11 protein-coding genes are annotated in these 12,834 nt (G+C 53.2%); 4 read left to right on the forward strand and 7 right to left on the reverse strand.

The genetic code is table 11. The features are described 5' to 3' along the window. Positions 1 to 169: 169 nt before the first annotated feature. Positions 170 to 1,513, reverse strand: a complete 1,344-nt coding sequence (locus AC1RR3_RS15325) for a hypothetical protein (RefSeq protein WP_492823937.1) — start codon at positions 1,511 to 1,513, stop codon at positions 170 to 172. Positions 1,514 to 1,993: 480 nt separating this feature from the next. Between AC1RR3_RS15325 and AC1RR3_RS15330 the strand changes: the two genes are divergently transcribed. Beyond that, positions 1,994 to 2,803, forward strand: a complete 810-nt coding sequence (locus AC1RR3_RS15330; RefSeq protein WP_492823938.1) for a glycosyltransferase family protein — start codon at positions 1,994 to 1,996, stop codon at positions 2,801 to 2,803. Here the strand turns inward: AC1RR3_RS15330 and AC1RR3_RS15335 are convergent. After that, positions 2,800 to 3,435, reverse strand: coding sequence for a class I SAM-dependent methyltransferase (locus tag AC1RR3_RS15335; RefSeq protein WP_492823939.1), 636 nt, complete (start codon positions 3,433 to 3,435; stop codon positions 2,800 to 2,802). The genes AC1RR3_RS15330 and AC1RR3_RS15335 overlap by 4 nt on opposite strands. Positions 3,436 to 3,468: 33 nt before the next feature. Continuing rightward, on the reverse strand, positions 3,469 to 4,479 hold the full coding sequence (locus AC1RR3_RS15340; protein ID WP_492823940.1) for an NAD-dependent epimerase/dehydratase family protein: 1,011 nt from the start codon (positions 4,477 to 4,479) through the stop codon (positions 3,469 to 3,471). Between the two features lie 303 nt (positions 4,480 to 4,782). On the opposite strand from AC1RR3_RS15340, the gene AC1RR3_RS15345 reads away from it, so the two are divergent. From AC1RR3_RS15345 to AC1RR3_RS15355, 3 genes are all read left to right on the forward strand, one after another. Next, positions 4,783 to 5,814 carry a TolB-like translocation protein gene (locus AC1RR3_RS15345; RefSeq protein WP_492823941.1) on the forward strand — a complete coding sequence of 344 codons (1,032 nt, stop codon included), beginning with the start codon at positions 4,783 to 4,785 and terminating at the stop codon, positions 5,812 to 5,814. Positions 5,815 to 6,065: 251 nt separating this feature from the next. Further along, positions 6,066 to 6,458, forward strand: coding sequence for a hypothetical protein (locus tag AC1RR3_RS15350; RefSeq protein ID WP_492823942.1), 393 nt, complete (start codon positions 6,066 to 6,068; stop codon positions 6,456 to 6,458). Between the two features lie 331 nt (positions 6,459 to 6,789). After that, positions 6,790 to 7,710, forward strand: coding sequence for a WcbI family polysaccharide biosynthesis putative acetyltransferase (locus AC1RR3_RS15355; RefSeq protein ID WP_492823943.1), 921 nt, complete (start codon positions 6,790 to 6,792; stop codon positions 7,708 to 7,710). A gap of 7 nt (positions 7,711 to 7,717) precedes the next feature. On the opposite strand, the gene AC1RR3_RS15360 is transcribed toward AC1RR3_RS15355, so the two are convergent. The 4 genes from AC1RR3_RS15360 to AC1RR3_RS15375 all read right to left on the reverse strand — a co-directional run bounded on the left by AC1RR3_RS15360 (position 7,718) and on the right by AC1RR3_RS15375 (position 12,712). Further along, positions 7,718 to 7,975 (reverse strand): hypothetical protein, encoded by a 258-nt coding sequence (locus tag AC1RR3_RS15360; protein ID WP_492823944.1) that lies wholly within the window; start codon positions 7,973 to 7,975, stop codon positions 7,718 to 7,720. A 161-nt stretch (positions 7,976 to 8,136) separates the two neighbouring features. Next, the gene (locus AC1RR3_RS15365; RefSeq protein ID WP_492823945.1) at positions 8,137 to 8,349 is read right to left on the reverse strand and encodes a hypothetical protein; all 213 of its coding nucleotides are present in this window, start codon (positions 8,347 to 8,349) and stop codon (positions 8,137 to 8,139) included. 623 nt (positions 8,350 to 8,972) lie between these two features. Next, a complete protein-coding gene (locus tag AC1RR3_RS15370) occupies positions 8,973 to 11,105 on the reverse strand; it encodes a glycosyltransferase family 4 protein (protein WP_492823946.1) in 2,133 nt (710 codons plus the stop codon). A gap of 26 nt (positions 11,106 to 11,131) precedes the next feature. Then, positions 11,132 to 12,712, reverse strand: coding sequence for a glycosyltransferase (locus AC1RR3_RS15375; protein ID WP_492823947.1), 1,581 nt, complete (start codon positions 12,710 to 12,712; stop codon positions 11,132 to 11,134). Positions 12,713 to 12,834 lie beyond the last annotated feature (122 nt).

The following is a 12,834-nucleotide window of genomic DNA, read 5'->3' on the forward strand; positions in this document are numbered from 1 at the left end:
GAGAACGTGGTCGGGTTTACCCATATGTTAAAATAAGCGACATGATCACGGACGTATAAAAGACCTTGCTGCCCATTCCTCTCGTGCGTTATTGCAAGGCAGAAATCAGTTCCCGCGACCGGAATATGGCTCGAAAATATCGTATCCGCGTGCTCAATGCTGAGCTGACTCATATTCGCCCCGCGCGCGTCGAGGAAACTGAGATATAAAGCTGATTGAGCGCTCGACTTTCGCTCCAATCGTTCGACTCTCCGATGTAAGCAATTCGGTCAGATCCCTCTACTATCGGAAGCTCCCATAATTGATCTCGGTCTGCGCGCAAATTGGCCAGTGAAGCCATCCAACCAAAGCGCGTTCCGAGTTCGAAAAATTCCGAGCAGCTGCTCAGAAAACTCGCCTTGAAGGACACAGCGCCGGCAGGCAAAACTAATCCCTTGGGATAGCCAGAATGAGGTACCGATTGTGGTTTGACAACGCCGAAGCCATCTCCCGCCATAACGTTGATGCGTTCAAACACAACCGTATCGAAAACGGCATGAGAGGCGGATAAGAGGGCAGCGCTTTCGCTTTCAACCAACTCGACGTCCAGGGGGGCGACCAGCTTTGAACGTTTACCGCACACGGTATATCGATCGGCACTAGGCAAAACTTCGACATCGACAAGTGCGCCGGCAGCTACGAGGTGGATACCACGGGTGGATATGTCAAAGTAACGAGCCAGCGAAAGCAGTCGCGCAATCGTTTTGCTTGGCAGAGATACCACAACGTTCGCGCCCTTCATTTGCTCCAAGGTTTGGCACCACCAGATCAAATCGAAGTCGTCGAAATCGTCTCCTCCGTCGATGCAGACCATATGGTCGATTAACTTCGCCCCGAGTTTCGAGGTCGCCCCGGCCTTGGTCCCAAGCTGCGACTGATATGCGACAAACGAGCGCAGTCGATCGACCTCAGGTGACAATCCGGCTGATGGGACCACGGCGCGCCGATGTGGATCCAACAGCAAGGTATCAAGCGCCAGGGAGGTCGAGGTATCGTCGTCGAAAAGGAACCAGATGATATCGGCCCGGCGGTCGCCCGCGAACGCGTTGAAGATCCATCCACAGACCCTTGGATCACCTTGAATGAGCTCCAGGTGAGCACATACGTCCGGCCGAGGAGTAAATGTCAGTTCCGCGGGTCGGAGCTGCCGCGTCAGATCGCCCGAAACAACATACACAGCCCGCAGCGGCTTTTCGTAAAACAGCCATCCACTTGCACGGACAATTCCCTCACTCTGAGCCACCGTGTCGCAGTTGATCAAACAACCGGCCGCACGCTGCTGCCAATTGTTGCTCCCAACTTCCCCGCTTGCTGTAGAGCTGCGCTCGGCAACGGGATGGACTTCAACATGGCCTGATGCATCATGCAGTTCTAAAAGTAGGCGATCAGCTACGGGGAGTGGCTTCTCAAATTCGAAGAAGCATGAAAGACCATACCAGCAATTGCCAAACCCATCCTCTGCCTGGCCCAACAAGGAGGCTACCGACGCGTTTACGTCTCCTCGCGGATGAAAGGAAAGGGTTACCTTTTGAGCTGCTTTACTCTTCGAGGAGAGGAGATAGGCTCTCAGGATGGGCTGAAGTAAATCAACGCACCACCCGCGGATGGCGACGCAGCGCCTATCTAGAGATACCCTACACTCATCGATGTGCACACTAATCAAGCAATTATCTCCAAGGCGCATTTTGTTGCAACGCAACACGGATTGAAAGCGCCTCTCAAGGGTTATCTTCTACAGAGCCTTGTCGCTCGGCGCTTATCCTTAACAAATTTAACCACATTCCTAACGATCGGGAATCGCGCTAAGGACCATCAACAGTACAACACCACGGGCGAGGAACAGCGAGGCAGTGTGAAGATTTCCCACACCATTCAATCCCCAACATATAAGAGCCTTCGATCCGACGTGGTTGAGTGGGCTTAAGGACCAATGCAGTTGCGAATTCGTTGTCTGATGATGTTGAAGAATGAGGATGATCTGGTCGAACCCTGGATCGTCTATCATGGCACGACGTTCGGTTACGAAAATCTCTACGTCTTCGATAATGGATCATCCTCGCCGAAGGTCCACAAGGTGCTGCTGGAGATGCAAGAGCGAGGGGTGCACGTCGATCTTGGCAAGAGCACCTTTGCTGATTTCGATGGAAAGGGACGCCTTTTCTCTTCGCTGATCAGGTCGATGGATCAAAGCGATCCGGCAGACTTCTATTTTCCCCTCGATTGTGATGAATTCGTTGGAAGAGTTGGAGATGATGACAAACTCTCATTCGAACCGAATGACATCACCCAAGCCCTGCTTCCGTTTGCCCAGTCGCCCCATACACTCATGATAAAAGGGGCTTATGACAATAGCCCTATCAAGCCCGGCATGTTCCGGCCATCGCCGGATCAACGGAAGTGCTTTTATGCAAAGGGAGCTTGCCGCGATCTTGATCGAGGCTTTCACGTCGGCACCGCCATGCATAGCGTTGAACGAGTTCGGACGCCAATAGTCTACGTGCACTACCACTATAAGCCGCTTGAGCTCATGCGCGAGCATGCACGACAAAAGATTGTACAGACGATTTCGGATTTTGAACCTGACACCATCAAGAAATACATCGCGGATCAGCGGCCGGGATTCCATGTCGCACGCTATCTGCTGGAGACGCCCGAGCAATATTATCAGCGCTTTGCCAGTGCTTCTTACATCCCCATCCCTCAGTTCGGTGCAAAATTATCCGAATATGGGCTCGAGCTTCCATTCTCAAAGTCTAAGCCCTAGCGTACCCGGAAGCGGTCCAACAGCGTTCTGAAGACGCTGCCACCCTGCTCGACCATCGCCATTCGAATTTGACCCGTCGCAGGGAAATCATCGGAAACTGGCAGAATGGTTAAATTCGGCAGCCCCTCAACAACGGAATTGCAGCCGAACTTTCCGACCAGTGATCGCCCCGGCTCCTGGCTTACGTCATAATAGTCATCGAAAATAGTCAGTTTACTCGAGCGGACCGCCAAATAATCGTTGTAGATCGTCTCTCGGCGATGGTCGCCATCAATAAACGCGAGATCCGCTCGGACTTGCCGCCCGTGCAGCGTGTCGATTGTCTGTCCCTCGACGAGTTCGAAGCTGAAACCGGGGTGCTTTTGCACAAGCTGCTCAAGCCTGCGCACAACCTCCGCACGCCGGAAGAAGCCCTTTCCGTTTAGCGCTTCGCGATGAAAGGCCTCGTCCATCGTATCGAACACGTCGTAACCGACATAGCGTACATCGCGCCTGTGCTTGAGCGCCTCCTCGCACATCAGAATTGCACTATCGCCCCGGTTGGTTCCAACCTCGACGATCAGGCGAGGTTTAAAGATGGAGACCAGGATCTCGAGTTGAACATAGCGAGATGCGCGATTTTTATAAAGCATCGTCTAGCTTCTCGACTCTACAGGCCGAACTTGTCAGCACTCGTAATAGGCCCGATACCACTTCACAAACTCAGCCAGTCCTGCCTCTATAGAGGTGTTCGGAGCAAATTCGACGGCCTCTCGCAACGCATTTACGTCGGCAAACGTGCGGACGACATCGCCCGGCTGCATTGGCAAGAAGCGCTTTATGGCCATTTTGCCAATAAGGCTCTCCAGAACTTCTATGAAGCGGGCGAGCTTCACCGGAGTATGATTGCCAATATTGAAGACTTGGTGAGGGACGGAGACGTCCGGCCGCCCCGCCCGCGGCTCTCCGACACTGTCAGCCGGCGGACGGTCGGACAACCGCCAAATGGCTTCCACTACCTCGCGAATATACGTGAAGTCTCGCCAGAGCTCGCCATTATTGTATACGTCTATCGGTTGGTCACGAATGATCGCGTCTGTGAACTTGAAATAGGCCATGTCTGGACGTCCCCAGGGCCCGTAGACCGTGAAGAAGCGTAAGCCCGTTGCGGGGATCCGAAACAAATGGCTGTAAGTCTGCGCCATCAGCTCATTGGCACGTTTTGTCGCCGCATAGAGCGAGACGGGCCTTTCCACGGGATCGGATTCGTGGAAGGGGACCTTTGTGTTGGCCCCGTAAACGGATGAAGACGACGCATAGATCAAATGCTCGACCGGATGATGACGACACGCTTCCAGGATGGAGAGGAAGCCAGCCACATTGGAATTGGTGTATGCTTCGGGATTATCGAGCGAATACCGAACTCCAGCCTGAGCAGCGAGGTGGACGACAAGTTTGGGCCGCGCCAATTCGAAGATGGCGCGAACCGCTGAACTTGAAGCAATATCAATTTCGTGAAAATCGAAGTTTGCATATTCTCCAAGCTCGTGCAGCCGACGTAACTTCAAATTGACATCGTAGTACGGGATCAAGTTATCTATACCGATCACATCGAAGCGGCGATCGAGAAAGCATTTCGACACCGAATGTCCAACAAAGCCTGCACAACCCGTGACTATGATTGACGTTTTTTTCATCAGCTTGTCCCGACGAATTTTGACACTTCTAGTTCTATATTTACTTCCAAGAATAAACAGCAAGAATTGTGGTACAAGACAAGCGCTCGCAATTCAGACCCCTCAATACCTAACTTTCCTTGAGCATGCACCATGGAGATATCAAGACGAAGCTTTCTAGCCTTAGCCTCAACATCAATTGGGCTCTCGCTGGTCGGGCCGGCGGGCGCCAAATGCCGCTACGAAACAACGCAGAGGATTATCAAGCGCTCCGTGGCTTCACCGACAAACACCTATTTTACATACCCGCACTCAAACGGTTTCTTGAAGGACAACGTCTGTCTGCTTGCAAAACATGAGGAAGGCAGTCGGGAAACATCTTATTTCGCCTTCAACCCGGATAGCGGCACGGTCGAATTCATTACCGAACTTGAAGATCCGCGATTGTACTACGCAATCGGCGGTGACAGCACCATCGTGGTACCATTTTTCGATCGTCTTGTGGTTATTGATGCTCGAACCAAGTCGCACCGCGTTGTAACAAGCTGGACGGGCTGGAGAGCGCTCGCTGACTGCGACATTTCTCCGGACGGGAGGACCGCCCTCGTCTGCCGATATTCAACCCCTACCAGCAGCCAATACCGTTTGGATATGATTGACGTAGCAACCGGATCGGTTCGAAAAGTTTTCGAAGCCAGTTGGCCGATAGATCATGCACACTTTTCTCCATTTGACCCTTCCTGGATCGTATTCAGCGATGGCTCACCACATTCGCGACGCCGCATTTGGGTCTGGCATGAGGTTCATCATCCCGACCCGGTATGTATATTCGATCAAGCACGTCCCGACGGTACGAGATACGAATTGGGTCACGAGAGAGCCCGGTTCGATCAACTTGGAGTCGTTGTGGTGGCTTATGCGGACAGCTCCGCTTCCCCGCGGGGAATCTTTTCGATCGATTTCGATGGACACGCGAAACTCATAAGCGAATCAAACCGCGACAGTCATTGCAACATAAGCAGCGACGGACGTTGGGCAGTTGCATCAACTTTGGGCGAAGCCGGTCTGGACGAGCACCGATTTGATGTATGCACAAGGGCTGCTTCTGACTGGACAAAATCGAACAGCTCATTTGTCTATTCGGACATCTCCGTCATCAACATGTCCAACGGCGAACGTGAATTTGTGTTTCGAGCGACCAACGAGGTCAACAGCGGCAAGAGTATCCAACCTTACGAAGCTCATCCGGCAATTAGCCCCGACGGCCGATGGATCATTACGAAAGATGCCCGGGGCAAGTGCGTTTATGCACTCGAAATAGATCAGGCCGAACTCCACAAATTTTTAATAAGCTGATCTTGGTTTTTCAAACTTGTATAATATGGCAATATGCGAACGAGCGATGTGGGTAAGCGCGAGATTGCGTGAAGCTCGATACGCTGACGATCCACGATCGTCGCGAAAAATGAGCTCGAAGATCGCGTTGGCGGCAGCTTCCTGTAAGGAACTCAGGCGATGGACATCCACCCGAGCGGCACTACAGCCAGCGCGACATTCACACCTGCCGCGTACAGCGCCGGCGACGTGATCGCGACGCCACAGAGCTCGTGTTCGTTGATAAGGACGGCCGGCCGGTACCACCTGGCTCACTGATCCGAATCCTCGACGTTATTCTTAAGATCGACGAGACGGCGCTGCTGTCTGGCGAGGGCGGTTACCACGCGCAGTTCTATTCCGTGACGCCGCCCAGCGCGATCGCCGACAACGGCGCGTGGACCCTCAACGGCGCCACGGATCTCGACGCCTATCGCGGCAGGATCACGATCGGCACGCCGGTGGATCTGGGCTCGACCTGCTACATCAAGGCGCAACCGATCGATCAGCAAGACTTGAAGCTCGCCAGCGGCAAATCCAGCCTCTGGATGTACCTCGTAACCAGCGGCGGCGCGGCCTTTCTTGCGGTGCCGCGGCGGATCATCGTGTACGCCGTCCAGCTCTGATGCTTACGCGCGAAAAATTGGTGACCTCTGTCCTTGGGACAGCGGGGGTGTCTGCGTTCGCTCTCGCTGTCCCAAGGCACTCATTGGGAATTTGTCACCAACAACGGACAGCGCGTGACCGGCAACGGTCAGCCCTTGTGATTTCACCAATCAATTTGATCGTTCGTTTTTGGCGTGCGCTTTACGGCTGCGGCAATTGCGGATCCGATCTCGCCGATGACATCTTCCCGGATAATTTGTTTTTCGGACATGGCTGAAACCTGGTAACCCTCTGGACTTTAGGAGGAAAAAAGGACAATCTCAAAGCTTACTAAGCTAAGGTTTCGGAAAGATGAAGGTTTGCATAATCGGTAATTGCCAGATTGCCTCGTTGGCGCCGCTGCTTCAGGCCTACCACGGCGATCTTCAGTACGATCCGTTGCCGGCCGTGCACCAGATGCAAGCTGATCCAAAGCTCTTTGAGAAAGCGGTCGAAGGTTGCGACTGGGTGATCGCTCAATACGTGTCCGATTCATACCATATTGAATACGTCCGGTCTGCTTATCTCCGATCTCGGTTTGGTGACCGCCTTATCGTTTGGCCGAATGCTTACTTCGCCGGCTACAGTCCCGATTTCGACGTCTTGCGGGATGCCGAGTACAGCAACTTTACCGGACCACTGCTTGATTATCACAGCGACAAGGTGCTGTTCGCTTACATGCAGGGTTGGGAAGTGAGTCGGGCGGCCGCGCTTCTTGCCGGGGCGTCCGACCTTGACGAGGCTTGGTATTCGCAATCAATCGAGAGGGCGTTTCGTGACTTGCGGGAGCGTGAGTCCTATTGCGATATTGCGATTAGCGACTTCATAGAAGGTCGGTTTCGCGAACAGCGACTCTTCTATGTCATGAATCACCCTTCTGCTTTGGTGATGAGTGAGGTGGCGGTTCGAGTTCTTGCTAGGTTAGGTAATGGTCTGGTGCCAGGCGAGCCGGAGTTTTTTCGCGATTTGGATTTGAACAGCGCGGCATATACTGAAAACGAATATATCTATCGTGCAGAAAGGATGACGTTCCCTCGGGCTAAGTTTTTTCGCGGCGCCAACATCGAGTTCTCAGATACCAATAGGCTTGGCTTTAAAGTGACCAGCCAGCGCCTCTACACGCCGGCTGGCCTGGTCGAGCAATTCTTCAGCTTCTACTCGAAAAACCATGATAGGGTCGCTGCGCACGGGCGGGTCAAAGAAATAATGAAGCGCCGAAGGGGGATGGTTTGAGCTTAAATCACTCTTCTTGCGCGTCGAGCTTCCTAGCCTGTTTGAGCGACTTAAAAAATCGGCGCTGAAGCTTGGCGGCCATGTCCACTAGCTGCTCGCCTTCAAGGCTGCTCTTGGCAACGATCGCTGCGGTAAGAATAGCAGCGGGAACTTCAAAGCGGCTGTCGTCCATTTCTGTAATTTCCTTCACTTTTTTGGTAGCTATGCTGGGATTCGGTTGGGCAGGCGGGGCAAAAGAGCGACGCTTTTTCTTCCAAATACTCAAGATCAATCTCCTCCTTTGTCCGGCACAAGATTGCAGGTCATGCGCCGCAATGCAATATACCGGCTGGCCTTGAGGTTAACTCGTCCAATAGGACTTCTGACATGGTCGGTCGGGGTAGCACAGCTATCGGCGTGCTCGTCCGCGGCGCAGAGCAAGTGGTATTAGATCACCCTCGCCAAGATGCTGAGCAGCGCGACTGAGACAAGAGCAATGATGGCGGGAGACAGCAGAAGAAAAATAATTTTCCTGTGGCCCGGCGTGTTCCGCGTGAAAAACAGGATCGCAAGCACGCTGGCGATTGCAGCTCCGAGAAAATAGAAACCAAGGTTGTGCATGGAAACCTGATCAGCTGCACAACCTAAAAAATAGGTCATCGCCGGCGATTTAGCTCATTGGGAATATAGAGGTCCACCCCTTCGATGGTGTCTGGGGCCGTTCACTCGCCCCTTCAAGGCACAAGTTCGCTCCTTCAGAAACAGCGATTCGCTGCCTTCAAGAACGCGCCCTCTTACGAGCCGAGCTTTGGCGGCCTTAAGGTTGAGTTCGATCCATCGTTCGTCGAGCATACTCCCTAATCTTCCGTCGAACCCGCCAATTGAGAAGACGATCTGAACGGTCGCTAGCCACCGATTGGGCTGACTTTGCCGCTAGTGTGGAAGACTTTCCGAGGAAGCGCTGCCAGCTCTTCCAGCGATCGAAGCCCGTTCACATCCGCTGCGCCGATTATCTGCGAACGAAGCTCCTTTGATGCTCGAATCACCGAGATAAGCGAAAGCAGCGAAGTGCCGCCTTTCTCCTGCTAACAATCATTGTTCACATCTCGCCGAAGCAGCAGTCGAAACAGTTGCGCGATATCCTGCGCCCTATCTCAAATGCCCATGACATCTTGATCATAAAAAATTATTAGCTTTATCAGTAGGTTAGAACGCAAACCTGTTTCTTGCTAGACGTTTTCTCGCCATGACGAAACGACCAGGGACAGCAAGGCGTTGTCAGACTAAGCCGCTGCCTTCGTGGGATTACGAGCTTCAAAAATAGTAGAGTAGCATCGACGGTAGAGCTCGATCATCTGCCTGTATTGAACCACCTTGTGATGCGCTGAATACTTTGCGTTGCTGGACATTTCTGTCCTAAGCGTGGCGTCGCTCAACAAGCGCGACATCGCCATAGCGAGCCCGGCCTCGTCACCTGCTTGATAGAAGAAGCCATTCTCCGCTTCAGTTATCTGCTCTACAGTGCCGAAGCATCGCGTCGACAGCACGGGCATGCCAAAAAACAGGGCTTCGTTGACAACCCGCGGATAGCTTTCGATCCGCGATGTCATGACAAACACATCCGAGGCCCGGTACGCCGCAAGAGCCTTGAGCCTTTCCCCCGTACCGGCCGTCTCATCAACCACTCTCAGCCGGGTAGCCAGCGCTGCAGGCAACTCAGCAATCGCCGACCGCACCTCGCTAGCATAGCCAGACTGGTTCGCGCCGACGAGAACTGCAATGATCCTGTTCCAATGCCTTGGGCTGACTTTCTGGAGGGCCTTCACCAGGTCCATCTGCCCCTTGCGCTCGGTCCAGGTCCCGACGTTGACGAAGACCACATCATCATCACCAATCCCGAGCAGTTTGCGAGCGTGTGACCGCGGCAAATTAATGCACGACGCGGCAATGCGATCATAATTAATGCCGTTCTGAATCACGCGATATCGTATCTCGGGAAACTCGGACTTCCAAAGCTCGGCCGTTGACTCCGCAACGAAGACCATCAGCCCGTGCGAGCTTATCGCCAGATCGAGCTTCGGAGCCGCAGACGGGTAAAGCCCATCATAATGAGACTTTGGGGGCTCGCTTTCCCTAATGTTCCAGAGTGATGGAATGCCGAGTTCGGAGGCGGCGGCAATGGCATGATAGGTTTGAACCGTATTACAGTGGACGATATCCGGCTCGAGCGCAGCGATTTGTTCTCGGAACTTCTTCCACACCTTCTCGTATTCCGACGCACTCTCCATTCCGCGAACTGGCAGCCTATACTGCTGCACATTTATCCCTGCTGCCGCATAGGCCTCCCTGAGAGGCCCCTGATCCGGCGCAAGCACGACGACTTCGTGGTCCGGCAGCGTGTTGACACCCTGAGCGAGCTCAAAAAGACTGTTTTGCGCCCCTTGGAACCGAAGATTATGACTAAAGAACGCAACTCTCTTGCGCCCGGAAGACGAGACAGACGTCTGAAGACCGAACTGCTTGCGTCGATGGTCCTGAACCGATGCGGCTTCGGTCCCTTTCTTGAATCTCAACGAAAGGCCGTTGCCATTCACGTTGATCCTGCCGTTATCGTTAGACACGATGAAGCTGAGAGGATCGCTCCTGAGTACCCGCAACTGCAGCTCGTAGTGAGTTTTGAACCAATTGATGTCGAGATCTGGATGCGGACTCCTTCCCTCGATCCATCCATATTGCAGATAATGTTGAAGTGGATTGAGTTTAGCGGCCGCAACATCCGGATTCTGAGCCAGATAGAACTGAGCATCAAAATAGGGATTCGGATCGAGCTTGGCATGGCGCTCGTCGGAGACGAAATCGAAGACACTGATAGGCTGCTTTGCGGAGACACAGTGCTGAACCCAGTTTGGCCAAAAAAGCGGATGCGGAGATCTGCCTTCACGCGCCCCGTTTTCCAGGTAGTGAATGATCGGATGAGCGCGCCTGCTCAGCAGTTCAGGATAACGACGAAAGTAGAATCGCACTGAAAAGCAGGGATGAGGATCGAGTTCGAGCGCAGAACATTTGTGTAACAACGCGGCCAGGACATCGTCCGAGACGCCACGCGCTTGAAGTTGCAACTTAACCCAACGCACATCAATTGCCGGATGGAATTGATGATCGCGGGTCGCCCCCTCGACCAGATAATGCTCGATCGCCGACATTCCATTCGGAATTTCCGCTGCATAAAGCGAACGATAGAACTTGGAGTTGAACAGAGGATTGGGATCTCGATCCTCAGTCGCGATGGATTTCGCGAAATCCGCGAGAGCGAGCTCCGCCGTCTCAAACGTCTTTCCGACTGTCTTCTCATACCATTTTTGATTGAAAAGGCGCGCCGCGCCGATCTTGCCCAATACTTGCTTCTCGTTAGTCATGAGACCATCCCCGCGATGCGATAAGCTCAACTCAACGGAGCTGACAGCATCAGCCGCCGAAACATTTTCTCGTGCCGGACTGACCACCCCCCCCAATTCACGCCAAACATGGTTTTCGCAACCTGTCCCTTGGCGAGCTTGAGGTCCTCATAAAGTGCATTGATCGTGCTCTTCAGGGAGGAGAACGAACCCACCTCATAGGGCACGTGCGGAAACTCCGGAACAACACCAATTGCCGGTGCGATCGCTAGCGTGCCGCAAGCCAGAGCCTCCATAAACGGAACAGGCCCCCCCTCTATCCTCGCCGTAATAAGCAGATAGTCGAGCGCGCGATAGAAGTCAGCCGTGTCAGAGCACTGAATCGTCGGCAACTTCCAATCAGAATTCATGGCGACGAGCTGACATTTCGCCATGAGCTCTTCGTCAGCCAAAATGGCCTGGATCAGGTCCTCTCCCTTACGGCCTCCCTTGTAGGGACGCCCGGCTATTCCGAGCAGGAGCTTGGGTGTAAATCGATGGTCTGCGCCCACGACAATCGTAGTGATTTTGTCAGACGGCACGCCCAGCTCGAGTAACTTCTGTGTCGTGAGCTTTGACACGGACACACAATGATCAACGCCATGCGCAGTCTCGACGAATTTCTCCGCCAAGCTGTCGGGATCGTAGTGTGTGAAGTTAGCCAGAAAAAGACCCTTGGAAGGGCGTTTATTGATGTAGCCATAATTGATGTAATAGTGAATTTCGGCGTCCGGCCAATCCTGATTGATCTTAACGTATTGATCGCCCATACCGACCTGGATCTCAAGCGCCTTGCGGTGCATGATCCAACCTTCTTTCTCGGTCACTATTCGAACCCGGGGCCGCCGCACCTCCGTTAGTGGAACGCCAGCGACATCGCGCTCCGCGTATTTTTTGATTAGCTCCCTGTCACCTTGAGGCGTGTCGCGTTCATTCGTCTCTCTCCGGGTTGCGTTTTCATAGTGAACAGCGGTAGCTGAACCGCAATACAGCGCACCCCGCTTGAAGCGGTGACGATATTCGAGGCAGAGGGCGATATCCTCACCAGCAACTTCGAACTTCTCATCAAACTTGATGCTCAGGAATTCAGCCCGACGCATCAGTATGAAGGCGCCAGTCACCGCGGGAACAAATTTGTCACTAATGACCCGGGGATCTCGGTAATCGACGTCATGCTTGAACTCATGATACGGCGTGTGCCCATCGCGAAACCGAATGCCAGCATGCTGAATTTTGTTGTTTTCGTACCGCAGATTGGCACCAACAATTCCTATTTCGGGCTTGTTGATTTCAGCGATCGCGCGCGCCAGACAATCCTCATCGAGAATCATATCATCGTTCAGGAAGAGGATCTTGTCGCCTGAAGCATGCTTAGCCAGTGAATTGTTATTCTTTGCAAAATTGTACGGACGCTGAATATAATAATAGATCCGCAGATCGTTTAAGCGGCCCTCAAAGCTTGGAGGCTCTCCCTTTCCATTCCAGGAAACGAGGACCTCGACATCTTCAGCAACTTTGCTGTGAGATATGGACTGAAATAACTTGTAAAGCCGTTCCTCCGAGCGGGAAATTACCAATATAGACAGCATTGCCCCAGCGTGCTCCTTTAAAACAAACTCGACTTCACATCGGTGCCAAAATCATGCGCCAATCTTGCACCGCAACAATAGCGCAAAACTTGCCCAGAAATGGTACTCTGGTCAAGCGACGG

It is taken from the genome of Bradyrhizobium sp. GW821-FHT13H05 (assembly GCF_058804065.1).

Excerpts from the sequence above, each read along its gene's own strand:
- AC1RR3_RS15330 (WP_492823938.1), top strand. The coding sequence starts at position 1,994 with ATGATGTTGAAGAATGAGGATGATCTGGTCGAACCCTGGATCGTCTAT.
- AC1RR3_RS15335 (WP_492823939.1), bottom strand. The coding sequence starts at position 3,435 with ATGCTTTATAAAAATCGCGCATCTCGCTATGTTCAACTCGAGATCCTG.
- AC1RR3_RS15340 (WP_492823940.1), bottom strand. The coding sequence starts at position 4,479 with ATGAAAAAAACGTCAATCATAGTCACGGGTTGTGCAGGCTTTGTTGGA.
- AC1RR3_RS15355 (WP_492823943.1), top strand. The coding sequence starts at position 6,790 with ATGAAGGTTTGCATAATCGGTAATTGCCAGATTGCCTCGTTGGCGCCG.
- AC1RR3_RS15365 (WP_492823945.1), bottom strand. The coding sequence starts at position 8,349 with ATGACCTATTTTTTAGGTTGTGCAGCTGATCAGGTTTCCATGCACAAC.
- AC1RR3_RS15370 (WP_492823946.1), bottom strand. The coding sequence starts at position 11,105 with ATGACTAACGAGAAGCAAGTATTGGGCAAGATCGGCGCGGCGCGCCTT.
- AC1RR3_RS15375 (WP_492823947.1), bottom strand. The coding sequence starts at position 12,712 with ATGCTGTCTATATTGGTAATTTCCCGCTCGGAGGAACGGCTTTACAAG.